This is a genomic window from Microbacterium sp. MYb66 (assembly GCF_002979435.1).
In the GTDB taxonomy this organism is placed as follows: Bacteria; Actinomycetota; Actinomycetes; order Actinomycetales; family Microbacteriaceae; genus Microbacterium.
The window spans coordinates 534,868-557,824 of the sequence record NZ_PCOV01000002.1 but is presented as its reverse complement, the minus strand read 5'-3'; the positions used below and the strand labels follow the sequence as shown (position 1 = coordinate 557,824).

The window sequence follows — 22,957 nt, the reverse complement described above, 5'->3', positions numbered from 1 at the left end:
TGGTGGGGGCGCGCTTGCCGGCACGGTATCCGCTGGTGCGGGAAGCGCTCGGGGCGGGGGTGTTGGGCGCGCAGGCTGCGGCGATGATCATCGCGATGCTGGAGCGGTGCCGGGTCGCAGCCGGGGTGGAGCGTATAGGGGAGGCGGAGCGGATGCTGACCGACGCTGCTGTCGGGCTGACGCTCGATCATGTCCGCAGACTCGTGGTGCGGGCAGAGGCCTGGCTGGACCCCGACGGCGTCGAGCCGAAAGAAGAAGAGCGGCGCGGGAAGAGGTCGGTGACGATGTTCGAGCGCGGCGGGATGCTGCACCTGAATGCGCGCCTCGATGTCGAGACGGCCGCCCCGATCGTCACCGCGATCCGCGGGTTCGTGACGGCGGCGTTCGCGGCCCGGATCGATGCCCCGGACGCGGATTCGCCGGATGCGGACCGGCGGACGGTCCCGATGATCCAGGCCGACGCCCTCGCCGTGTTCTGCGCGCATGTTCTCGGCTGTGAGAAGCGGGTCCCGGTCGCCGGTGCCACAGTGATCGTCCGGATGAGCGTCGAAGACCTCGAAGCCGGCACGGGATCGGCGACGGTCGATGGTCTGGATCAGCCGGTCAGCGTGGGGGCGGCGCGGCGGATGGCCGCCGGCGGTGGAATCATCCCCTGCGTGCTCGGCGGTGACAGTGAGGTCCTGGACTGGGGGAGGGAGAAACGGTTGTTCACCCGGGCGCAACGCCTCGCCCTGGTCGAACGCGACGGCGGATGTGCGATGTGCGGGCTGCCGCCGGAGATGACCAAAGCGCACCACATCCGGTGGTGGAAACGCGACCATGGGCCGACGGATCTCGCCAACGGGGTCCTGCTGTGTGAGACCTGCCACCACCGCATCCATGACAACGGATGGGAGATCCGTGTCGACCACCCCAGGGTCGGGGGACGAGTGTGGTTCCTCCCGCCCCGGTACGTCGACCCCGCCCGCACCCCACGCCTCGGCGGCCTCGCCCGCTTCGACATCGCCGCCTGACGCGACCGGGCAGTGGTCGAAGCCGCGTCACCTCAGGATCGTTGCGGTCGGCGTGCCGACCCCGGCCTTCCGCAGCCGGTCGGCGATGACGATACCGAGGGCCGTTCCGCCCACGCAGCTCGCCATCGTCACCGCGAAGAACGCCACCTGCGCGAAGAGGGTCATCGAGCCGAGATCGAACCACGCCCACGCAGAGATCGGGTACACGATCCCCACCGCGACGGCGCCGACATAGTGCATCGACGTGCCCCAGTAGCGCCAGAGCACGAACAGGAACGGGAGCTCGGTAAATGCCGCCCACCAGAGGTTGGTCAGCACGCTGCCGAACCCGTAGCCGGAGAAGGGCACGAGCACGAGACCCGCGATCAGGGCCACGAGCAGTCCGACGAGCGGACGCCGAAGCAGCCGCAGCGCGATCACCGACGGCAGCAGCCACAGGCCGGCCAGTGCCATGCCGAGGAAGGGCAGCGGACCGGTCAGCAGCGTGGAGAGCCAGTTCATCGGCGCGAGCAGCACCGCACCGGCGACGCCGAGCGCGGCGCAGGTCAGCAGGATCGCGGTGGGAAAGCGGAACCGCCGTCCGGGCTCCGCCTTGCGAACGACGGCATCCGAGGGGGCGAGGTCGCCCGCAGCATCCGCCCCGCTCATGCCAGCGGCTCCGCTGCGGCCTCGCGAGCGGTCTTCGATGCGGGGGAAGCCGCACCGATCTTCCAGTACCCGCAGAAGCTCACGGCGTTCTTGTCGACCCCGCGCTCGCCCACGAGGTGCTTGCGGGCTCCGGACGCCAGCGCCTGCTCGCCTGCGGCATACGCGTGGAACGGAGCATCCGGCAGCGTGGTGCGCCCGAGCGTCTCCAGCGCGAGAGCACCCGGAGCGACGTCGTGAGGCCGCACGATCCAGACGACCTCGACCCCGGACGGATGCGGGAACTCCAGCGCATCCTCCTCGCTCGGCACCTCGATGATCGCGGTGCCGACAGCATCCGCAGGCAGGGAAGCGCTGATCGAGGCGATCGCCGGCAGGGCGGTCTCGTCGCCGACCAGCACCACGCGGTCGGTGCCGCGCTGCGGGTTGAACGTGAGGCCCTCGTCGATGATCAGCACGTGCTCACCGGGCCGGCAGATCTCGGCCCACCGCGATGCCGGACCGGCCGTGCCGTCGGCCGCCGACCCGTGCAGCACGAAGTCCACGTCGATCTCGGCGCCCGCATCCGCTGTCGCCGGACGATAGGCGCGCACGCTGTAGTTGCGCATCACCGGCCGCTCGCCGTCGGGGATCCGCAGGAACTTCAGGTAACCGAACATCTTGTTCGCCTTCGCCGGCACCCGGTCGAGCCCCGCATCGCCGCCGATCGGCAGGAACAGGCGGAACCACTGATCGAAGCCCATCGGACGGAACCCGTCGATCTCGCCGCCGCCGAGGGTCACGCGGATCCAGTGCGCCGACAGCCGTTCGGAGCGCAGCACCGTGACGTGGAGGAGCTCGGAGGACTCGGGCTTGACCATCTTGCTGAATGCCATCGGGCGCCTTTCAGGGAAGCTGCCAGGGGAAGAAGACGACGAAGATCGCAGCGGATGCCGCGAGCGTCGCGACGGTGAAGACGACGTCCCGCGTGCGGAACGGCACGAGATGCCGCTCGGTGCGGGTCGGATGGGCGCCGAATGCGCGCGAGTCCATCGCCAGGGCGACCCGCTCGGCATGCCGGATGGCGCCGGCGAGCAGCGGCACGATGTAGCCCCAGCCGCGGGCGATGCGCGCGAACGGCCCGCGCCCGCCGTGATATCCGCGCACACGGTGGGCGGCGCGGATGACCGCGAGCTCATGACCGAACCGCGGCACGAACCGGAACGCCGCGAGCGCCGTGTACCCGATCCGGTACGGCACCCGCAGCTGCTGCACGCTGGCCCGAACGAGGTCGGGGCCGCTCGTGGTGAGCCCGCCGACGAGGGCGAGGGCGACGATCGATCCCAGTCGCAGCGCGGTCGCGAAGCCGATCACCAGCGCGCCGCTGTAGAGGGTCCAGTCGCCGATCCGCAGGACCGGTGCGCTGTCGGCGACGAGGCCGGCATCCACCCACAGTGAGAAGCCGACGCCGATCGCGAGCATGCCGACCGGCAGTCCGACGAGCAGCAGTGCGAGGAGCCGGCCGGTGAGGCGCGCGCCGATCAGGATCAGCGCGTACGCCAGCACGAGGAATGCAGCCGGGGTGGCGAGATCGCGCACGAACACCAGCAGGACCATCGCCGGAGCGAACCCGGCCACTTTCGAGAGCGGGTTCAGCGCGTAGAGGAACTGCCGGGGAGACGTCGCGGTCATCCGGGCGTACGGGTCGAAGACGGGTCGTTCGGCGGCGGTGTCCGTGGTCACGGCGCCACCCCGAGACCGGCGGAGGCGAGCACTCGCTGGAGCGCGGGCATGCGAAGCCCCGCATCGGCGAACAGCTGCTCGTCCTGGAACAGCGTCGACGTGCGGCCGGCCGCACGCAGCCGCCCGTCCGCGAGCACGACCGTGTGCGTGGTGTGCTCCGCGACGAGCTGGAGGTCATGGGTGACGATCACGATCGTCGTGCCCTCGGCGCGGAGGCTCGCGAGCAGATCGAGGAGCTCGGATGCTCTGGCCCTGTCCTGCCCGAACGTCGGCTCGTCGAGTGCCAGGACCCGCGGGCGGGTGATCAGCGCCGTGCCCACCGACAAGCGCCGCTTCTCGCCGCCGGACAGGAGGAAAGGATGCACATCGGTCTTGTGCTCGAGCCCGAACCGCACGAGCATCTCGTCCACGCGCGCCGTGATCTCGGCCTCCGGCACATGCCGCAGCCGCAGCCCGTGCGCCAGTTCGTCGAACACGGTGTGCGCGATGAACTGATGCTCGGGGTTCTGGAACACGAAGCCGATGCGCTCGGCGAGATCGCGGGGAGAGGCCGCCCCCGGATCGATGCCGTCGATGCTGACCTGACCCCGGGGCGGCGGCACCACCCCGGCCAGCGCCTGGATCAGGGTCGTCTTGCCCGCACCGTTCGCGCCGATGATCGCGGTGAGGCTCCCCGGCTCGAGATCGAGGTCGATGCCGTGCAGGATCTCGGTGCGTCGCCGTCGCACGGTCAGCCCGCGGGCGCGGATGATCGCATCGGGCCGGCTCGTGTCGTCACGCGTGGTCTCTTCGCTGCGCTCCTCGTCCGACGGGCGGCGGTCGGCCGGGGTCCGGCGCGCGGCGCGAGAGGCGACGTCCGGAGAGGAGAGGGCGGCGGCGAGCTCATCCGGAGTCAGCGGCAGCGGATCGAAGGCGACGCCCTGATCGCGAAGCCGCAGCGCGGCCAGTGTCGCCGCGGGAAGCCAGACCCCCATCGCGACCAGTGCGTCGGCATGATCCCGGATGATGTCGGCGGCCGGTCCGTCGAAGGCGACACTGCCCTCGCGATCCAGCACGATGGCACGCGTCACGAAGTCCATGGCCGCGTCGAGGTTGTGTTCGACGAGCAGGATCGCGCGATCCCCGGCGGCGACGACATCCGCCAGCGCCGCGTACACGTCGTCGATGCCCTGCGGGTCGAGGTTGGCGGTCGGCTCGTCGAGCACGATCAGCGGAGAGCCCATGGCGAGGGCGCCGGCGATCGCGAGCCGCTGCCGTCCGCCTCCGGAGAGGTGGTCCGGGTTCTCGTCGCGGCGCTCCCAGAGACCGACCCGGCGCAGCGACTCCTCGACGCGGCGTCGCACGACGTCGAGCGGGAGGAGCAGATTCTCGGGTCCGAAGGCGACCTCGTCGTAGACGGTGCCCGTGACGATCTGCGCATCCGGGTCCTGGAACACCATGGCCACATGCGTGCTGAGCGCTGCCGTCTGGGCCGTCGCGGTGTCGAGGCCGCCGGCTTCGACCGTGCCGGTCATGCTCGCGGGCAGCGCGTGCGGGATGAGCCCGTTGAGAGCGAGGGTGAGCGTCGACTTGCCGGAACCGGAGGGGCCGAGCAGGAGCACCACCTCGCCGGGGTGGATGTCGAAGCTGACGTCGCGGGGCGAGGGGTGCGCGGCATCCGCGTGGGTGAGGGAGACCTCACGCACGCTGAGCAGGGGCACGGATGAGCGCACGGCGAAATCCCGGGATCGGCGGATCGTACCCCTCTAACTTAGCTGAGCCTTACCTGATCCGCCATCGAGAGGATCGGAGGAGTCGAGCGCCGCGGGCGACCCCGTCAGCGCCGCGCGACCCCGGCCTTGCGCAGGGCCGAGCCGATGGCGAGGCCCACCGCGGTCCAGGCGATCGGACCGAGCACCGAGATGGCCAGGTAGAGGATCTGCGCCCACAGCGGCATCACGCCGAGGTGCGCGGCGAAGAAGACCACGACCGCGACGAAGACGCCGATCACGGCCGCGGAGACGAAGAAGCGCCACGCACCCCAGGCGCGGTAGCGGGTGAGGGCGGCAACCCCCTCTTGGATCAGACCGAACAGCAGGGCGGTGCCGAGGAACCGCAGGGCCCAGGCCGGGTTGAACGCGCTCGCGATCAGGGCGGCGAAGACGTGCGTGATCAGGGCGACCAGGGGCAGCCGCAGCACCTCCTGCGCGATGATCCCCGGGAGCACGTGCGAGCCGAGCACGAGTCCGTAGAGGAACAGCAGGGGGCTGGCCAGCAGCACCGGAGTCACCCATCCGGCGATGCCGGCGAGGATGCCCGTCGCGACTCCGATCGCCGCGCAGACGAGCAGCACTCTGGTCGACAGGACGGAGGTTCGGGCCACCTCTCCAGCTTACTGTCGACCTATCGGGAGGCAGGCCGTGGATAACCCTGGCCGATCGGCGAAGGCGCATTCGACCATCGGTCAGTTCTCGCTCCGACGGTGAGGAGCGGGGTTATGTTGACTCGCGGTGCGGCAACGAGGCTGCGCCGTGATCATCGGGAGCACCACATGGGTCGAACACCCCTCCGGATGGCAGCAGCCACCACCCTGGCGACTCTGTTCATCGCATCGACAGCAACCACCGGCTATGCGGCGACCGAGGAGGTGACGCATCCCGTCCCGGTCGCCGGAACCCCCGGGCACTACATCGTGGTCATGAAATCCGATCCGCTGGCCACCTATCGGGGCGACGTCGACGGACTGAAGGCGACGAAGCCCGCCGAGGGCGAGCAGCTCGAGACGCAGTCGCAGGATTCGCAGCGCTACGTCCAGCACCTCGAAGCCGAGCAGACCGACCTGGTCGGGCAGATCGGCATCACGCCCGACACCACGTATCAGGTCGTCCTCAACGGGTTCAGCGCCGATCTCACCGGCGAGCAGGTCGACGAGCTGCGGGCCTCGAAGGATGTCCTCGGCGTGTACCCCGACGAGATCCGTCACCCCGATGCGCAGACCTCGACCGACTATCTCGGCCTCGGTGACGACCGCAAGGGCCGTGGTGGCGTGTGGCAGCAGACCGGCGGCGTCGACAAGGCCGGCGAAGGCGTCGTGGTGGGTGTGATCGACACCGGCATCGCTCCCGAGCATCCGTCCTTCGAGGGCAAGAAGATCAAGAAGCAGAAGAAGCAGCAGAGCCGGCACAAGGGAGGCCAGCCCTACACCGACGGCACCTACGTCTACTTCGACAAGTCGGACGGCGGGCAGTTCCGGGCCGCGATGGTCGAAGGGCAGGACTGGGACAAGCGGGACTACTCGTCGAAGCTCATCGGCGGACAGTACTTCTTCGCGGGCGCCCAGGCGGCCGGGTTCGACTTCCAGTACGACTACCTCTCGCCGCGCGACGGCGACGGCCACGGTTCGCACACCGCGAGCACCGCCGCGGGCAACTTCAAGGTCAAGGCCTCCATCGAGGAGGTCGACTTCGGAACGATCTCCGGCGTCGCCCCCGCGTCGAAGGTCGCGGCTTACAAGGCCTGCTACGTCGGTCCCGACACGACGGTCACGACGGACGACATCTGCGCGCTGAGCGATCTCGTCGCCGCGATCGATCAGGCCGTCGCCGACGGGGTCGACGTGATCAACTACTCGATCGGCGGGGGAGCGGCGAGCACCGTCATGGCACCGGAGGACCTGGCGTTCCTCAACGCCGCGGCCGCAGGCGTCTTCGTCGCGACCAGCGCCGGCAACGACGGTCCCGACCCGGTCACCGCCGACCACGCCTCGCCCTGGTACACGACCGTGGCCGCATCCACGATCCCCACGTGGGAGGGCACGGTGCAGTTCGACGGGTTCGAGCAGGCCGGCGCCTCGGTGAGCGTGCCGTTCGGCGAGAGCATCACCGGGCCGTCCATCGCGGCGGTGGATGCCGCGGCGGCCGGAGCCGTCGACGCGCAGCTGTGCCTGCCGGGCACCCTCGATCCCGCGAAGGTCACGGGACACATCGTGGTCTGCGATCGCGGGGGCAACGCGCGCGCCGAGAAGTCGCAGGTCGTGAAGGACGCCGGCGGCATCGGCGTCGTGCTCGTGAACGTCCCCGGCGGGGCGGACTCGCTCGACAACGACTTCCACGCCGTGCCGACCGTCCACCTGAACGCGGTGCACCGCGCGGCGGTGCTGGCGTACGTGCAGGGTGGCGTGGACCGTCCGATCACCCTCGTGGGCGAGAACACCACCGGGGTGACCACGCCGACGCCGCAGATCGCGGGCTTCTCGAGCCGGGGACCGATGCTGGCCGACGGCAGCGACGTGCTGAAGCCGGATGTCGCAGCACCCGGCGTCGCGATCCTCGCGGCGACGAACAACGGACCGGGCGAGAAGCCGACTTTCGGCATCCTCTCCGGCACGTCGATGGCCTCGCCGCATGTGGCGGGTCTCGGGGCGCTGTACCTCGGTGAGCACCCGAAGGCGACGCCTGCCGAGATCCGGTCGGCGATGATGACCACCGCCTCCGACACGGTGCTGCCGGACGGTTCGAAGAACACGAATCCGTTCGAGCAGGGTGCGGGGCAGGTCGACGCGAGGCGCTACCTGAATCCGGGTCTGCTGTACCTCAACGGCGTGAAGGACTGGGCGGCGTTCCTCGACGGGAAGGGCCTTTCGGACTTCCCCGGGATCGAACCCATCGACGGCAGCGACCTGAACCAGGCGTCGATCTCGATCGGCTCCCTGGCCAGCGCGCAGACCGTCACCCGCTCGGTCACCTCGACCGAGAAGGGGACGTTCACCGCGAAGGCCTCGGTGCCGGGCGTGAACGTCACGGTCACCCCGCAGCAGCTGACGTTCGACAAGCCGGGTCAGACGAAGACCTTCACGGTCACGTTCGACAACGCCGATGCTCCGGTGGAGCAGTGGGCGACCGGTTCGCTCACCTGGACCAGCCGCAAGAACACGGTGCGCTCGCCGATCGCGGTGTTCCCGGTGACGGCGGATGCTCCGGCCGAGGTCACGGGCAGCGGTGCCGACGGCAGCGTCCCCGTGGAGATCATTCCCGGTCTCGACGGCGACCTGGCGCTCGGTCTCTCGGGCCTCACCGCTTTCGAGCTGCTCAGCGACCCGGACAACCCGGTCGAGGGGCACTCGGGCGACGAGAACTCGGGCGACGCGAACAAGGACGTCGCGTGGATCGTCGACGTGCCGGAGGGGACGACCCTCTCCCGGTTCGACCTCGACTCGTCGGACGACGACGGCAGCGATCTCGACCTCACCGTGTATCGCGTGGTGGGTCCCGACGACCTGCAGTACTACGAGCGGTGGCAGTCGGCGACCGGCTCGGCGGATGAGCAGGTCACCGTCACGGCACCGACCGCCGGCACCTACCTCGTGGTGGCGAACGTGTACTCGACGACGGGCCCGATGACGTGGGACATGACCTACGCCAACGTGCAGCCCGGCGGAGAGGGCGCGTTCACCGCGACGCCGAACCCCCTGGCCGTGGTCCGCGGAGAGAAGACGGGCTATGAGCTGAGCTGGTCCGGCCTCACCGCCGGTGCCCGCTACCTCGGGCTCGTGCAGTACGGCGAGTCGGAGGTCCGCACCGTGGTGACGGTCACCGTGCCGGCGGCGGAGGTTCCCGAGACGGACGCACCGCCGACGGACACACCGCCGACGGATGCACCGCCGACGGATGCGCCCGAGACGACGCCGGAGCCGACACCCGTGCCGTCCCCCGGGGCGACCCCGGAGTCGACACCCGCGCCGACTCCCGCTCCCGAGAAGGAGGCTCCCCGCGGGTGAGTCCCCGAGCGCCCCGCGGCCTCCGGGCCGCGGGGCGCTCGGCGGAGCGCGAGGCCGTTCATCGCGTGATCGGCGCCGCTCGTCGCAGCATCCGCTCCGGCATCCGACTCCGACGGTGAGGGTTTCCTAGCGTGGGGGAACGCAACGACGCGTACCTCAAGGAGACCCCCATGACCGCACCGGGCAGCACCGAACCCGTCATCGTCACCGACCCGAAACTCCCTTCCGTCGCCCTCACCGAAGAGCATCACGAGAAGGCGAACCGCTGGACCCTGCCGAAGATCATCCTCTGGGCCGCGATCGCCCTGCTGGGCGCCGTCGCCTGGACCATGCTCGCGATCGTCCGCGGCGAGACCGTCAACGCGATCTGGTTCGTGTTCGCCGCGGTCTGCACGTACCTGATCGGCTACCGCTTCTACTCGAAGGTGATCGAGAAGTACATCACCCGTCCGGACGACCGCCGGGCCACCCCCGCCGAGGTCAAGCAGGACGGCAAGGACTACGTCCCCACCGACCGTCGTGTGCTCTACGGCCACCACTTCGCCGCCATCGCCGGTGCCGGTCCGCTCGTCGGACCCGTGCTCGCCGCGCAGATGGGGTACCTGCCCGGCACGATCTGGATCATCGTCGGCGTCGTGCTCGCCGGTGCCGTGCAGGACTACACGGTCCTCTTCTTCTCGATGCGTCGCGGCGGTCGCACGATCGGCCAGATGGCTCGTCAGGAACTCGGCAAGATCGGCGGCACCGCCGCGATCATCGCCTCGCTGCTGATCATGCTGATCATCGTCGCGATCCTCGCGCTCGTCGTCGTCAACGCGCTCGGCGAGAGCCCGTGGGGCGTCTTCTCGGTCGCGATGACCATCCCGATCGCGATCTTCATGGGCATCTACCTGCGCTTCCTGCGCCCGGGCAAGGTCACCGAGGTGTCGATCATCGGCTTCGTGCTGCTGATGGCCGCGATCATCGGCGGCGGCTGGGTCGCCGGCACCGAGTGGGGTCAGGCGATCTTCCACCTCGACCGCACGACGATCGCGTGGGGCATCATCATCTACGGCTTCATCGCCGCGGTGCTCCCGGTCTGGCTGCTGCTCGCCCCGCGCGACTACCTGTCGACCTTCATGAAGATCGGCGTGATCGTGATGCTCGCCGGCGCCATCATCCTGGTGCGCCCGGAGATCACGGTTCCCGCCGTCAGCATCTTCGGCGAGAACGGCATGGGTCCGGTGTTCGCAGGTCCCCTCTTCCCGTTCCTGTTCGTCACCATCGCGTGCGGGGCCCTCTCCGGGTTCCATGCGCTGATCGCCTCGGGCACCACCCCGAAGCTCATCGAGAAGGAGCGCCAGACGCGCTTCATCGGCTACGGCGGCATGCTCATGGAGTCCTTCGTCGCGATCATGGCGCTCGTCGCCGCGATCTCGATCGATCAGGGCATCTACTTCGCGATGAACGCGCCGACGGCGGCGACAGGCGGCACGGTCGAAGGGGCCGTCGCCTTCGTGAACTCGCTGGGGCTGACGGGGGTGAACCTCACACCCGAGATGCTCACCGGTACGGCAGCGGCGGTCGGCGAGGAGTCGATCGTCTCCCGCACGGGTGGCGCACCCACGCTCGCACTCGGCCTCGCGCACATCATGCAGCAGGCCCTCGGCGGGCAGGCGCTCATGGCGTTCTGGTATCACTTCGCGATCATGTTCGAGGCGCTGTTCATCCTCACCGCGGTGGATGCCGGCACCCGTGTCGCGCGCTTCATGCTGCAGGACTCGATCGGCGCCTGGTTCCCCAAGTTCCGTGACGTGTCGTGGCGTCCGGGAGTCTGGATCTGCACCGCGATCATGGTCGCCGGCTGGGGAGCGATCCTCATCCTCGGCGTGACCGACCCGCTGGGCGGCATCAACACCTTCTTCCCGCTGTTCGGCATCGCGAACCAGCTGCTCGCCGCGATCGCGCTCGCCGTGGTGCTGGCCATCGTCGCCAAGCGCGGCCGCAGCTACTTCAAATGGCTGTGGATCATCGCGCTGCCCCTCGCCTTCACCGCGGTGGTGACCATCACGGCGTCGCTGTACAAGATCGCGTCCCCGGTGCCGGCGATCGGCTACTGGGCGAACCACTTCAAGTACGTGGCCGCTCGCGACAGCGGAGACACCTCGCTCGGCGAGCCGGAGGTTCTCGACGCGGTCATCCGCAACACCGCCGTGCAGGGCACGCTGTCGATCATCTTCGTCACCCTCGCGATCATCGTGATGGTCACGGCCGTGATCGTCACGATCAGGGCCATCCGCAACGGCGGCGGCGAGAACACCGAGGACGCGCCCGTGGCTTCGCGCCGTTTCGCCCCGGCCGGCTTCCTGCCGAGCTCCGCGGAGCGTGAACTCGAGAAGCAGTGGGAGCCGATCCTGGCCGACGAGCGCAAGGCGTCGTCCCACTGAGATGGCCGACACCATGAATCGGACGGATGCCGCGACCACCCTCCTGCGGACGCTGCTCGGCGCCGTGGGGCGGGTGGGGCGCGGCATCCGCTGGTACATGACGAACCTGATGGGCGACAGCGCCTACGCGACGTACGTCGCCCATCAGCGTCGTCAGCACCCGGATGAGGAGCCGCTGACCGAGCGGCAGTTCTGGCGGCAGCGGATGGACGACCAGGATCGCAATCCCGGTGCCCGCTGCTGCTGAGTCGTGCCCTGCTCCGTAGGCTGATCCCATGACCGACGTCGTTCTCGCCGCAGTGCTCGGCGTGCTCGGCGGCGTCGTCCTCTCGGTGCTCCTCCTGCTCGCGCGCCGGCTCGCGCGCGGGGCGGCCGACCTCGGCAGCGATGCGGAGCAGGCAGCGCTCACGGCGCTGCACCAGGCGAGCCTCGCCGCTCCGCACCTGCGGGCCGGTCTCGGGGCCGCCGACGTCGTCAAGGCCGCACGCCATCTGCGGGTCCTGCTCGGCAGTGCCGCCGTGGCGATCGTCAGCGCAGACGACACCGTCTCGTTCGACGGATCGCCCGACGGGCTGGAGTCCGCGGCGGTGCGCATCGCTGCGCAGGTCCGGGCCTCCGGCCGTCGGCAGGTGTTCCCCGCGTCGGGCCGCGACGACGACCTCGAGGCCGTCGGGGCGCCGATCCGCGTCGACGGCCGCGTGGTCGGCGTCGTCGTCGCGTTCGCGGCACCTGTCGGTGCGGCGCTCGTGCGGGCGGCCGAAGAGGTCGCCGACTGGTGCGCGGCCCAGGTCGAACTCGGGGTCCTCGACTCGTCACGGACGCAACTCGCCGAGGCGGAGCTGCGGTCGCTGCGGGCGCAGATCTCCCCGCACTTCATCTACAACGCCCTCACCGCGATCGCCTCGTTCATCCTCACCGACCCCGAGCGTGCCCGCGAGCTGGTGCTCGAGTTCGCCGACTTCACGCGCTACTCGTTCCGGCGGCAGGGGGAGTTCACCACGCTCGCCGAGGAGCTGGGCAGCATCCACTCCTACCTCGAGCTGGAGCGCGCCCGCTTCGGCGACAGGTTGCGGGTGACGCTGCAGATCGCGCCGGAGACCCTCACGACCGTGATCCCCTTCCTCTCGGTGCAGCCGCTCGTGGAGAACGCGGTGCGGCACGGACTCGAACCGGGCGAGGGCGGCGGAGAGATCCGCATCGCCTCGCGCGACGACGGCACGCACACCGAGATCACGGTCGAGGACGACGGCGTGGGAATGGACCCCGAAGCTCTGCGGGCCACGCTCACCGCGAGTGACGACGGCGTCCACGTCGGCCTCCGCAACGTCGACACCCGGCTGCGTCAGCTCTACGGCGCCGACGGCGGACTGGTGGTCGAGACGAACACCGGCGCGGGTACCCTGGTGCGCATGCGGGTGCCGAAATCCCAACCGCAGCACGACCCGGACGGCGACGGACGATGATGACCACGAACAGGGTGCGCGGATGATCGACGTCCTGGTCGCGGACGACGAGCGGCCCGCGCTGGACGAGCTCGTGCATCTGCTGCGCACCGATCCGCGCATCGGCATGATCCTCATGGCGTCGTCGGGGGCCGAGGCGCTGCGGCTGATGTCGGAGCGCGCGGTGCGGATCGCCTTTCTCGACATCCATATGCCGGGGCTCAGCGGTACGGACCTCGCGCGGGCCCTGATGTCGTTGGCCGTGCCTCCAGCGGTCGTGTTCGTCACGGCTGACGACGCCAAGGCGGTGGAGGCGTTCGAGCTGCGCGCGGCCGATTACCTCCTCAAGCCCGTGCGGGCCGCGCGGCTGCGCCAGGCGGTCGACCGTGTGATCGAGGTCGGCGATGCCGCGGCATCCGGTGACGACGAGGTGCTGCCGGTCACGGTCGGCTCCGCGGTGCGGTTCGTGCGGCGCAGCGACGTGACCTGGGTGCAGGCGCAGGGCGACTACTCCCGGCTGCACACCGGCGACGGCGCGGGGCATCTGGTGCGCATCCCGATCTCCGAGCTCGAGACGCGGTGGACGGATGCCGGGTTCCTGCGCATCCATCGCTCCTCCCTCGTGCGCATCTCCGCCGTCACCGAGGCGCGTCTGTCCGGCGCGGAGGCCGCCGTCTCGGTCGGTGGACTCTCGCTTCCGGTGAGTCGGCGGATGGTGCCGGCCGTGCGCGAGGCGCTGGTGCGCGGAGAGGGCGCGGGATGACCGAGAAGCCGAAGCGGGTCCGCGTCACCGCCGACCTCCCCGATCGGCGACCCGCGACCCTCACCCGGGGCATCGCACTGCCCGGTGCTCCCGTAGACGAAGCGGATGCCGTCTACGCGCGGGCCCTGATGCGCAGCCAGCTCCGTCTGGCACTGGGGACGGTCGCCGGGTTCGTGGTCGTGGTCGTCGCGCTCACGCTGGCGATCGCGCTCATCCCCGAGATCGGGCGGATCCTGGTGTGGGGTCTGCCGCTGTCCTGGTTGCTGCAGGCCTACGCGTTCTACCCGATCATCGTCGTGTTCGCGGTGCTGTACGTGCGCACGGCCGGCCGCAACGAGCGCCGGTACCGGGCGCTGCGGGACCGCGAATGAACGCGGTGCTCGACCTGGTCGGGGTCGCGCTGGTCATCGTCGCGACGCTGCTGATCGGCGTCTACGGCCTTCGCATCTCGCGCACGACCGGAGACTTCTTCGTCGCCTCGCGCACCGTGCGGCCGGTGTGGAATGCCTCGGCGATCAGCGGCGAGTACCTCTCGGCCGGCACGTTCCTCGGCCTGTCGGGGCTCGTGCTGCTCGACGGTGCGCGCGGCTTCTGGTTCCCGATCGGCTATGCCGCCGGCTACCTCCTGGTGCTCGTGTTCGTGGCCGCCCCGTTGCGGCGGAGCGGCGCCTACACGATCCCCGACTTCATCGAGGCCCGGCTCGAGTCCACCTCGGCGCGCCGCGTGACGAGCCTCGCGGTGCTCGTCATCGGCTGGCTGTACATCGTGCCGCAGCTGCACGGTGCCGGGCTCACCCTGCTGGTCGTCGCGGGCCTGCCGGAGTGGGTGGGCGCGGTGACCGTCGCGGTGCTCGTGGCGGCGGCGGTCGCGGCCGGTGGCATGCGGGCGATCACCTACGTGCAGGCGTTCCAGTACTGGCTCAAGCTCACCGCTCTCCTGGTGCCGGTGGTGTTCATCGCCTTCGCGCTCAGCGGCGGGCCGCACGACTTCGATCCGGCACTCGTGTTCCCCGCCGAGGCGGGTCCCGCAGGCTTCGACGTGTACGAGACCGCCTCCCTCCTGCTGGCGCTGCTGCTGGGCACGATGGGCCTGCCGCACGTCCTGGTGCGGTTCTACACGAGCCCGACCGGGGTGTCTGCCCGTCGCACGACCGTGATCGTGATCGGCATGGTGAGCGCGTTCTATGCGGTCTCGAGCACGATGGGGCTGCTGGCCCGCATCGCCGCTCCCGACCTCGCCGTGCCGGGTGTGGCGGACACGGTGGTGCTGCTGCTGCCCTCGCGCGTCTTCCCCGGGATGCTCGGAGAGCTGCTGACCGCGCTGATCGTCGCCGGGGCGTTCGCGGCGTTCCTGGCGACCTCGGCCGGTCTCGTCGTGTCGCTCGCGGGCGTGATCAGCCAGGACGTGTTCTCCGGCTCGGTGCGATCGTTCCGCCTGTCGGCCGCGCTCTGCGCCCTGGTGCCGCTCGCTGTCGCGCTGCTCACGGCCCCGGCCGGCCTCGGCTCGAGCGTCGGCGTGGTGTTCGTGGTGGCGGCCTCGACGCTGTCGCCGGTGGTGCTGCTCGGCGTGTGGTGGCGCGGGCTCACCGCGCGAGGGGCGGTGGCCGGGATGGTGTCCGGCGGGCTGGCGGCCGGTCTCGCACTGCTCGTGCACGCGGCGGTCGGGGGAGTCGGAGTGGCCGCGCCCTATCTCGCGCAGCCCGCCGCCTGGACCATCCCGCTCGCCACGGCCGTGACCGTCGTGGTGTCCCTCCTCGACCCGCGGGGACCGTCTCCGCGCACGGAGCGGTTCCTCGCGCGAGTGCACACGCCGGAGCGCGGCTGAGTCAGGACGGCTGAGTCAGGACGGCTGAGTCAGGACGGGGCGGACCGCAGCGTCCAGGCCGGCCACCATCCGTCAGGGAGACGTGCGAGGAGGTCTGCGGCCTCGTCCAGCCGCGCCGCCGGGAGCGACCGGTCGGGTTCGCCGCCGCTGGACCGCCTGCCACCGTCAGGGGTGCGCAGCTCGGTGTGCAGCCAGCGTCGGTGCCCGACGGGATACACCTCTCTCAGGCCTCCGGCAGCGATCGCGAGCAGAGTCTCCTCGAGGTGGTCGGCCACGGACACCGCGGTCTCGTCGCACGCGTCGCAGGTGCAGCTGGGGGCGATCTCGCGGGTCAGGGCTCCGGCCTCGATGCCGACGGAATCGGCCGTCCCGGTGAGCGTGATCGTCGCCCCTGTCGTGGGGCGCAGGTGCCAGATGCGGGCCCCCGACTCGTCGGTCCGTCGGTCGACGTCGACCTCGTACCAGGTCTCGAGATGGTCGACCAGGGCGTCGACGACAGAAACCACCGGCGCGAAGCGCTCCGGATGCGAGACCCGCGAGTAGGCGTCGTCGGGAGGTGAACCGCCGGCCCAGCGGGATCCGTACACGATCACTCGGCCGGACTCGTCGACGAACTCCGGGATCGCGAGCGCCGGACGCGTGAACGGCACCGGGGCGACGACGAAGTCGATGTCGACCTCGTCGCGCGAGAGGGCCGCGAGCTCCTCCGCGTCGCGATCGGCCTGCGGCCAGGAGGCGAGCATCTCCCGGAACGCCTCGCGCTGCTCCGGGCGCTCCACGATCCCTCGCAGCAGGCCGGCGACCGGAACCGACATGGTCGAGGTGCCCACTTCCGGCTCGCTCGTCATCCGCCACCGTGCCGCCGGATGCGTCCGGGCGATCGCGTTCCCCAGGAACCGCGCCGCGGCCTCCGACGTCTCGGGAGCATCGAGGACTTCGGGGTGCGCGGCGACGAAGTCCCACAGTGCGCCGAGGTCGGCGGCGAGGGCGGCGGGGTCGGCGCCGGTATCGCGCGCGAAGGCCGCGAAGAGCTCGAAGCCCGCCACGAACCGCGGGGGAGGGACCGGCTCGGGGCTCGGCCAGATCAGCGTGGCGGATGCCGTGGCGTCCGGCATCGGCGCGAGCGCGCCGGGGAACAGGTCTGACGTCGACATCGGTCTGGGCTCAGAGCTTCCGGCTGCGCGGCATGAGCCGGACGTCGGGGAGCGGCGGTGCCGGGATGCGCACGTCGTGACCTTCGACCGCACCGAAGCGGGGGGATGCCGCCCCCGTCGCGGATTCCGCCTGCCACTCCTCCCGCGCCGCGACGATCTCGTCGTGCGTGCGTCCGGCGAAGTTCCACCACATCACGATGTCGTCCTCGAACGGCTCGCCGCCGAGCAGGAACAGCAGAGCGCCCTCGCGGCTTTCCACCTCGACCTCGTCGCGGGAGTCACCCAGATAGAGCAGGCCGTTGCGGTCGAGCGGATGCTGCGCCACCACCGCGTCGCCCTCGACGAGCATGAGGGCGTGCTCCCAGTCCGAGCGCAGCGGCAGGCGCACGCGGGATCCGGGAGCGAGCTCGATCTCGGCCCCGACGATCGGGGTGTGCACGGTGGCGGGGGAGCGCACGCCCGCGAGCTCGCCGAGCACGACCGTCGCCTCGGCGTCCGCTCCCTCGTCGGCGCGGAGGGAGAGCGCGGGCAGGTCGGTGTGGCGCTCGAACCCGGCCGCGCCGTGGCGGGCCGAGTCCGGCAGCACGACCCAGAGCTGCAGGGCGTCGAGCGGCACCGGCCCCTCGCCGATCGAGTACTCCGAGTGGGAGATGCCGTTCCCGGCGGTCATCAGGTTCAGCTGCCCGCGGCGCAGGTCGGCGTCGCTGCCGAGCGAGTCGCGGTGGCGGATCTCGCCGACCAGCGGCCAGGTCACCGTCTGCAGTCCGATGTGCGGATGCGGCTCGACCCGCATCTTCGTGTCGGCGGGCCCGAACCGGTCGAGGAAGCACCAGGCGCCGATCGTCGGCAGGTTGCGGTGCGGCAGTGCCCGCAGCACGTTCATGCCGCGAACCCCGCCGAGCGGCACCTCGCGGGGCTCGAGGATGAGGCGGTGCTGCCCGATCATTCCGCCCGGCCCGTCGGGTCTTCGCCCGCGGATCCTCCGTGGCTCGAGGGAGCCTTCGGCCAGCGGATGTCGGCGCCGGGGATCTCGTGCGTCTCGAGGTACTTCGCGATGTACGGGCACAGCGGGACGATCGCCTCGCCGCGTCCTGCGGCATCCGTCAGCGCCGCCGACGCCAGCTTCCCCGCGAGTCCCTGGCCCTGGAAGGCCGGATCGACCTCGGTGTGGATGAAGCGGATGGATCCCGGGCGCAGATCGAACGCCGCGAAGCCCGCGAGCACGTCGTCGGAGCGGATCTCGTAGCGCGACTGTGCGTCGTCGCGGGTCACGGTGATGTCGGGCATCGGATGCTCCTTCGGCCGGGTCTCCTCCAACCTACGCCCGCGCGGGCGGGTCGGGGCCTGTGGATGATGCGCCGGCGTCGGCGGGGGTCGTTACGCTGGAGGGATGCCGCAGACTCCCCGTGACCCGTACGCGGATCTGCCGTACGCCGACGAGCCCTACGACGACGGGTGGGAGTCGTCCGCACCGCCGGAGCCGATGGACTGGGAGCCGCAGGGCGCGGGCTACGAGCCGCCGCTCGACTGGGGGCAGGGGCCGGTCACGCCGGTGAGCGCCTCATCCGCCGCGGCCTCCGCGCCCGCTGCGCGTCGTGCCGCGCCGAGCCGCTACCCGAGCGCGCGCGAGGCGCTGCACACCGTCTTCGGCTACGACGAGTTCCGCGGCGACCAGGCCGACATCGTCGAGCAGGTCATCGCAGGCGGAGACGCCGTCGTGCTGATGCCGACCGGTGGCGGAAAGAGCATCACGTACCAGGTGCCTGCGCTCGTGCGTGAGGGGACGGGGCTCGTGATCAGTCCTCTCATCGCGCTCATGCACGACCAGGTCGATGCTCTGCGCGCCAACGGCGTCAACGCGGCGTACCTCAACTCCACGCAGGCGGTCGAGGAGCGTCGCGAGGTCGAGCGCGCGTATCTCGCCGGCGAGCTCGACCTCATCTACGTCGCGCCGGAGCGCCTGTCGAGCGCACAGACCACGGCGCTGCTCCAGCGCGGGACGCTCAGTGTGATCGCGATCGACGAGGCGCACTGCGTGTCGCAGTGGGGCCACGACTTCCGACCCGACTACCTCGCTCTCGGCGATCTGGGCGAGCGGTTCCCCGGGGTGCCGCGCATGGCGCTCACGGCCACCGCGACGGCCGCGACGCACAAGGAGATCACCGAGCGGCTGCGCCTCGACGATGCCGCGCACTTCGTCGCGAGCTTCGACCGCCCGAACATCCAGTACCGGATCGTGCCGAAGGTCGACCCGCGCAAGCAGCTGGTGGCCTTCATCGCGTCGCAGACGCCGGTGGGCGACGACGGGACCCGGCCCGCAGGGATCGTCTACGCGCTCAGCCGCAAGTCGGTCGAGCAGACGGCGACCTACCTCGCCGCGCAGGGACTCGACGCGCTGCCGTATCACGCGGGCCTTCCCGCCGAGGTGCGGGCGGCCAACCAGTCGCGCTTCCTCCGGGAAGACGGCGTGGTCATGGTCGCGACCATCGCGTTCGGCATGGGCATCGACAAGCCGGACGTGCGCTTCGTCGCCCACATCGACCTGCCGAAGTCGGTCGAGGGGTACTACCAGGAGACCGGTCGTGCCGGCCGTGACGGCGAGCCCTCCGTGGCGTGGATGGCCTACGGGCTCGGCGATGTCGTGCAGCAGCGCCGGCTCATCGACCAGAGCCCCGGCGATCGCACTTTCAAGATGCGGATGGGGCAGCACCTCGACGCGATGCTCGCCCTCTGCGAGACCGTGGAGTGCCGCCGGCAGAACCTGCTCGGCTACTTCGGCCAGGAGTCGCAGCCCTGCGGCAACTGCGACACCTGCCTCGAAGACACCGAGACGTTCGACGGCCTCGTGCCCGCGCAGAAGCTGCTCTCGACGATCGTGCGGCTGAAGCGCGAGCGCAACCAGTCGTTCGGCGCGGGACACCTGATCGACATCCTCCGCGGAGCCTCGACCGAGCGCATCCGGCAGCAGGGGCACGAGAAGCTCGCGACCTACGGCATCGGCAACGACCTCTCCGACCAGGACTGGCGCAGCGTCGTGCGGCAGCTGCTGGCCCGCGGCATCCTGGTCGCCCAGGGCGACTACGGCACGCTCGCGCCCGGTGAGCAGGCGGCCGGAGTGCTGCGCGGCGAGACCGCGGTGCCGTTGCGCAAGGACACGATCGGGCGTCCGACCTCCTCCGGCCGCGCACGCAAGGCCAGTGCCGCCGATGCGCTGGATGCCGGGGACCGCGGGCTGTTCGAGGCGCTGCGCGCCTGGCGGGCCGAGACCGCCCGCGAGCAGGGGGTTCCCGCGTACATCGTGTTCGGCGACGCCACGCTCCGTGCTCTCGCGGAGCATCGTCCGGCCTCCCTCGCCGACCTCGACGGCATCACCGGCATCGGGGCGAAGAAGCGCGAAGCCTACGGCGAGGGCGTGCTGGCCGTCATCGCCGCCGCCTAGCCGCGGCCTCCGGGGCGCGTTGCATCCTGCCCGGGGTGGCAGGGGTGACGCCGGGGTGATCTCACGGGACCGGCAGCACGTCCTCGAGGTGGGCGCGCAGCTGCGCCGCGACGTCGAGCGCCCCGCGGTCGTAGAGCCACTGGTACTGCAGCCCGTCCCACATCGCGATGAGCCAGACCGCCTCGTGTGCGGGGTCGCGGTGCGCCGGAAGGTCGCCGTCGGCCTGGGCGAGGCGGAAGAGCTCGGTGAAGTACTCGAGCGCGTTCGCGAACCGCGTCGCGAAGTAGTCGTGCGCAGGGTGCGAAGCGGGGACGGCCTCGCAGGAGAGGACCGCGTACACCTCGATCAGGCCGGGCTCGTCCCGCGCGCTGATCTCGGCCCCGTCGGGGATCCCGCGGAGCAGTTCGCCCGCAGAGGCGGCGTCGGCGAAGCCCAGGTTGCCGGTGATGGCACTGTCGCGCTCGGCGAGGACGGCGCTGAGCAGGAGGTCCTTCGAGGAGTAGTGGTGCAGCAGGGTCGACTTCGACACCCCGACGGCTGTGGCGATGTCCTGCAGGCTCGTGTCGCCGTAGCCGTCTCGCGAGAAGAGGCGCATCGCGTCGGCGACGATCTGCGTGCGACGGCGACGGCCGACCGCATAGCCCGGATCGGCGTCCGGGGTGGCCGTCGTGCGCAGCTCCGGCAGCGGGCCGGCCGGCTCATCGGATTCTGCTGCATCGTCGTCCGGGTCCCGCCAGCCGAGGGGGAGTGCCCACAGGCTCTCGCGCTCCTCGAGCATCTCCACGACGTCGACCTGATCGGGAAGGTACTGCGACAGCAGCTGCAGCCCGTCCCATCCGGCCGTGTGCCGCACGGTCTCGCCGTCGACGTCGCGATCCGCCGCGATCACGCCGTGGTACTTCGCATCCTCCAGCACGTCCGCGCTGAGGTTCCGCAGCCGCGAGTACCGCTCCCTCATCCGCTCGTGGGCCGGGTGCCCCGGGGCTGAGGCCTCGCCCGTGAGCGCCGCGAAGAGCTCCAGATACCCGGGGGTGCGGGCGTTGCGGGCGGCCAGCGCGGCGAACACCAGCTCGCCCGGTTCGGAAGCGGCCGCGATGTCGCTGAAGACCGATTCGTTGTCGTGCTCGAAGCCGGCGACGACCTCGGCGAGCAGCTCGTCCTTCGAGGCGAAGTGGCCGAGAAGCCCGGGGTGGCTGACGGATGCCGCGGCGGCGATGTCGCGGAGCGACGTGGCGCGATAGCCGCGGGTGGTGAACAGCTCGTGGGCGGCGGCGAGGATCCGGCGCCGCGTCGCGAGGGCGCGGGCGTGCCGCGAGAGCGCCGGCTGCATGGTCGTCATCGCGCCCTCCTTCCTGCACCCTATCCTCGCTCATTACCAACCGGTCTGGTTTCACTTACCAAACGGTCGAGATTCGTGTATCTTCATCGAAGAGCCGCGTCGCCCGAAGACGTGCGGCGAATCGAAAGGACTGTCATGACAGAGCTGTCATCCGCCGCGAATGCGGCCGCGGTCGGCACCACCGGATTCAAACTCCCCGGAACCACGCCCCCGAAGACCCCGCGCGGGTACACGCCGGGCCTCGCCGCCGTGAACTTCGGCGTCTACCTCGCACTCCTCACACCGGTCATGGTGTCGATGGCCTTCAAGATCCAGCACATCGACCCGGTGAACACCGAGGGCAGCCTCGGTCTCGTGATGGGTGTCGGAGCGATCTTCGCCCTCATCGCCAACCCGCTCGTGGGCCGGCTCTCCGACCGCACGACCTCGCGCTGGGGCATGCGCCGTCCCTGGATCCTCGGCGGCGCGATCGTCGGCCTGGGCGGCTTCATGCTCATCGGCTCCGCGACCTCGGTCTGGATGGTCCTGCTCGCCTGGTGCCTCGTGCAGACCGCGATGAACGCCGTCCTCGCCGCCGCGAACGCGACTCTGCCCGACCAGGTTCCCGTCTCCAGCCGTGGCAAGGTCTCCGGCATCATCGGCATCACGACGCCGATCGGCATCCTCGCCGGCAGCTTCCTGGTGAACTTCCTGCCCGGCGACTTCGAGCGCTTCGTCGTCCCCGGCGTGATCGCGCTCGTCCTGGTGATCGTCTTCGTCCTGGTCCTCAAGGACCGTCGTCCCACCGAGAAGCCCGCAGAGAAGCTCACGGTCGCGATGTTCTTCGGATCCTTCGTGTTCAACCCGCGCAAGCACCCGGACTTCGGCTGGACCTGGCTCACCAAGTTCTTCGTGATGTTCGGCTACGCCGGCATCGCCACGTTCCTGCCGCTCTACCTCGTCACCAAGTTCGAGCTCGATGAGAAGGGCGCGGTCGGCATCATCCTGGCCGCCAACCTCGCCTCGATGGCGGCGATGGCGATCTCCTCACCGCTGGGCGGCTTCCTCTCCGACAGGATCGGCAAGCGACGCCCCTTCGTTGCGGTCGCGGGCCTGATCATGGTGGTCGGTCTCGTCATCCTCGCCGTCGCTCCCGACGTCACGACCGTCATCATCGCGCAGGCGATCATCGGCCTCGGCGCCGGCTCCTTCCTCTCGGTCGATCTCGCGCTCGCCACCGAGGTGCTGCCCAACCCCGACGACGTCGCGAAGGACCTCGGCGTGCTGAACATCGCCAACGCCCTGCCGCAGTCGATCGCGCCGGCCATCGCGCCCGGGATCATCGCCATCGGCGCGGCCACGCCGCTCGGCGGCTACACCACCTGGTACCTGTTCGGCGCGCTCGTCGCGCTGGCCGGCGCCGTTCTCGTCTACCGCATCAAGGGAGTCAAGTGA

19 protein-coding genes are annotated in these 22,957 nt (G+C 70.5%); 10 read left to right on the top strand and 9 right to left on the bottom strand.

The features are described from left to right. Positions 1 to 14: 14 nt before the first annotated feature. Entirely contained in the window at positions 15 to 1,013 is a 999-nt protein-coding gene (locus CQ045_RS06455; protein ID WP_258130974.1) for an HNH endonuclease signature motif containing protein, read from the top strand. Positions 1,014 to 1,040: 27 nt separating this feature from the next. Here CQ045_RS06455 and CQ045_RS06450 read toward each other — a convergent pair whose 3' ends face one another. The 5 genes from CQ045_RS06450 to CQ045_RS06430 form a co-directional block, all read right to left on the bottom strand. Next, on the bottom strand, positions 1,041 to 1,661 hold the full coding sequence (locus tag CQ045_RS06450) for an ECF transporter S component (RefSeq protein WP_105721833.1): 621 nt from the start codon (positions 1,659 to 1,661) through the stop codon (positions 1,041 to 1,043). Beyond that, positions 1,658 to 2,533, bottom strand: a complete 876-nt coding sequence (locus CQ045_RS06445; RefSeq protein ID WP_105721832.1) for a siderophore-interacting protein — start codon at positions 2,531 to 2,533, stop codon at positions 1,658 to 1,660. The genes CQ045_RS06450 and CQ045_RS06445 overlap by 4 nt, the downstream gene beginning before the upstream one ends. Positions 2,534 to 2,543: 10 nt before the next feature. Beyond that, entirely contained in the window at positions 2,544 to 3,329 is a 786-nt protein-coding gene (locus tag CQ045_RS06440; protein ID WP_105722208.1) for an energy-coupling factor transporter transmembrane component T, read from the bottom strand. A 47-nt stretch (positions 3,330 to 3,376) separates the two neighbouring features. Next, the gene (locus CQ045_RS06435) at positions 3,377 to 5,092 is read right to left on the bottom strand and encodes an ABC transporter ATP-binding protein (RefSeq protein WP_105721831.1); all 1,716 of its coding nucleotides are present in this window, start codon (positions 5,090 to 5,092) and stop codon (positions 3,377 to 3,379) included. 104 nt (positions 5,093 to 5,196) lie between these two features. After that, a complete protein-coding gene (locus CQ045_RS06430; RefSeq protein ID WP_105721830.1) occupies positions 5,197 to 5,742 on the bottom strand; it encodes an ECF transporter S component in 546 nt (181 codons plus the stop codon). Between the two features lie 189 nt (positions 5,743 to 5,931). Between CQ045_RS06430 and CQ045_RS06425 the strand changes: the two genes are divergently transcribed. The 7 genes from CQ045_RS06425 to CQ045_RS06395 all read left to right on the top strand — a co-directional run bounded on the left by CQ045_RS06425 (position 5,932) and on the right by CQ045_RS06395 (position 15,591). Next, positions 5,932 to 9,135, top strand: coding sequence for a S8 family serine peptidase (locus CQ045_RS06425; RefSeq protein WP_181156464.1), 3,204 nt, complete (start codon positions 5,932 to 5,934; stop codon positions 9,133 to 9,135). A 170-nt stretch (positions 9,136 to 9,305) separates the two neighbouring features. Next, a complete protein-coding gene (locus CQ045_RS06420) occupies positions 9,306 to 11,561 on the top strand; it encodes a carbon starvation CstA family protein (protein WP_105721828.1) in 2,256 nt (751 codons plus the stop codon). A 1-nt stretch (position 11,562) separates the two neighbouring features. Next, positions 11,563 to 11,808, top strand: a complete 246-nt coding sequence (locus CQ045_RS06415; RefSeq protein ID WP_105721827.1) for a YbdD/YjiX family protein — start codon at positions 11,563 to 11,565, stop codon at positions 11,806 to 11,808. A gap of 28 nt (positions 11,809 to 11,836) precedes the next feature. After that, a complete protein-coding gene (locus tag CQ045_RS06410; RefSeq protein ID WP_105721826.1) occupies positions 11,837 to 13,024 on the top strand; it encodes a sensor histidine kinase in 1,188 nt (395 codons plus the stop codon). A gap of 22 nt (positions 13,025 to 13,046) precedes the next feature. After that, positions 13,047 to 13,766, top strand: coding sequence for a LytTR family DNA-binding domain-containing protein (locus CQ045_RS06405; RefSeq protein WP_105721825.1), 720 nt, complete (start codon positions 13,047 to 13,049; stop codon positions 13,764 to 13,766). Next, entirely contained in the window at positions 13,763 to 14,137 is a 375-nt protein-coding gene (locus CQ045_RS06400; protein WP_105721824.1) for a heavy metal transporter, read from the top strand. The genes CQ045_RS06405 and CQ045_RS06400 overlap by 4 nt, the downstream gene beginning before the upstream one ends. Then, positions 14,134 to 15,591: a cation acetate symporter gene (locus CQ045_RS06395; protein ID WP_105721823.1), complete on the top strand. Its 1,458-nt coding sequence runs from the start codon at positions 14,134 to 14,136 to the stop codon at positions 15,589 to 15,591. The genes CQ045_RS06400 and CQ045_RS06395 overlap by 4 nt, the downstream gene beginning before the upstream one ends. Before the next feature lie 29 nt (positions 15,592 to 15,620). Here the strand turns inward: CQ045_RS06395 and CQ045_RS06390 are convergent, their stop codons facing one another. From CQ045_RS06390 to CQ045_RS06380, 3 genes are read right to left on the bottom strand one after another with little or no spacing between them, the layout of a single operon-like run. After that, the gene (locus tag CQ045_RS06390) at positions 15,621 to 16,745 is read right to left on the bottom strand and encodes a DUF6226 family protein (RefSeq protein ID WP_105721822.1); all 1,125 of its coding nucleotides are present in this window, start codon (positions 16,743 to 16,745) and stop codon (positions 15,621 to 15,623) included. Positions 16,746 to 16,755: 10 nt separating this feature from the next. Then, positions 16,756 to 17,691, bottom strand: a complete 936-nt coding sequence (locus CQ045_RS06385; RefSeq protein WP_105721821.1) for a pirin family protein — start codon at positions 17,689 to 17,691, stop codon at positions 16,756 to 16,758. Beyond that, positions 17,688 to 18,032 (bottom strand): GNAT family N-acetyltransferase, encoded by a 345-nt coding sequence (locus CQ045_RS06380; protein ID WP_105721820.1) that lies wholly within the window; start codon positions 18,030 to 18,032, stop codon positions 17,688 to 17,690. The genes CQ045_RS06385 and CQ045_RS06380 overlap by 4 nt, the downstream gene beginning before the upstream one ends. A gap of 103 nt (positions 18,033 to 18,135) precedes the next feature. Here CQ045_RS06380 and recQ point away from each other — a divergent pair, with 103 nt between their 5' ends. Further along, a complete protein-coding gene (gene recQ / locus CQ045_RS06375; protein WP_105721819.1) occupies positions 18,136 to 20,184 on the top strand; it encodes a DNA helicase RecQ in 2,049 nt (682 codons plus the stop codon). A 61-nt stretch (positions 20,185 to 20,245) separates the two neighbouring features. Here the strand turns inward: recQ and CQ045_RS06370 are convergent, their stop codons facing one another. Then, positions 20,246 to 21,523: a TetR/AcrR family transcriptional regulator gene (locus tag CQ045_RS06370; protein WP_105721818.1), complete on the bottom strand. Its 1,278-nt coding sequence runs from the start codon at positions 21,521 to 21,523 to the stop codon at positions 20,246 to 20,248. Between the two features lie 135 nt (positions 21,524 to 21,658). Here CQ045_RS06370 and CQ045_RS06365 point away from each other — a divergent pair, with 135 nt between their 5' ends. Beyond that, on the top strand, positions 21,659 to 22,957 hold the full coding sequence (locus CQ045_RS06365; protein ID WP_105721817.1) for an MFS transporter: 1,299 nt from the start codon (positions 21,659 to 21,661) through the stop codon (positions 22,955 to 22,957).

Coding starts and splice junctions, on each gene's coding strand:
- CQ045_RS06450 (WP_105721833.1), bottom strand. CDS start 1,661: ATGAGCGGGGCGGATGCTGCGGGCGACCTCGCCCCCTCGGATGCCGTC.
- CQ045_RS06445 (WP_105721832.1), bottom strand. CDS start 2,533: ATGGCATTCAGCAAGATGGTCAAGCCCGAGTCCTCCGAGCTCCTCCAC.
- CQ045_RS06440 (WP_105722208.1), bottom strand. CDS start 3,329: ATGACCGCGACGTCTCCCCGGCAGTTCCTCTACGCGCTGAACCCGCTC.
- CQ045_RS06425 (WP_181156464.1), top strand. CDS start 5,932: ATGGCAGCAGCCACCACCCTGGCGACTCTGTTCATCGCATCGACAGCA.
- CQ045_RS06420 (WP_105721828.1), top strand. CDS start 9,306: ATGACCGCACCGGGCAGCACCGAACCCGTCATCGTCACCGACCCGAAA.
- CQ045_RS06415 (WP_105721827.1), top strand. CDS start 11,563: ATGGCCGACACCATGAATCGGACGGATGCCGCGACCACCCTCCTGCGG.
- CQ045_RS06410 (WP_105721826.1), top strand. CDS start 11,837: ATGACCGACGTCGTTCTCGCCGCAGTGCTCGGCGTGCTCGGCGGCGTC.
- CQ045_RS06405 (WP_105721825.1), top strand. CDS start 13,047: ATGATCGACGTCCTGGTCGCGGACGACGAGCGGCCCGCGCTGGACGAG.
- CQ045_RS06400 (WP_105721824.1), top strand. CDS start 13,763: ATGACCGAGAAGCCGAAGCGGGTCCGCGTCACCGCCGACCTCCCCGAT.
- CQ045_RS06395 (WP_105721823.1), top strand. CDS start 14,134: ATGAACGCGGTGCTCGACCTGGTCGGGGTCGCGCTGGTCATCGTCGCG.
- CQ045_RS06390 (WP_105721822.1), bottom strand. CDS start 16,745: ATGTCGACGTCAGACCTGTTCCCCGGCGCGCTCGCGCCGATGCCGGAC.
- CQ045_RS06385 (WP_105721821.1), bottom strand. CDS start 17,691: ATGATCGGGCAGCACCGCCTCATCCTCGAGCCCCGCGAGGTGCCGCTC.
- CQ045_RS06380 (WP_105721820.1), bottom strand. CDS start 18,032: ATGCCCGACATCACCGTGACCCGCGACGACGCACAGTCGCGCTACGAG.
- recQ (WP_105721819.1), top strand. CDS start 18,136: ATGCCGCAGACTCCCCGTGACCCGTACGCGGATCTGCCGTACGCCGAC.
- CQ045_RS06370 (WP_105721818.1), bottom strand. CDS start 21,523: ATGACGACCATGCAGCCGGCGCTCTCGCGGCACGCCCGCGCCCTCGCG.
- CQ045_RS06365 (WP_105721817.1), top strand. CDS start 21,659: ATGACAGAGCTGTCATCCGCCGCGAATGCGGCCGCGGTCGGCACCACC.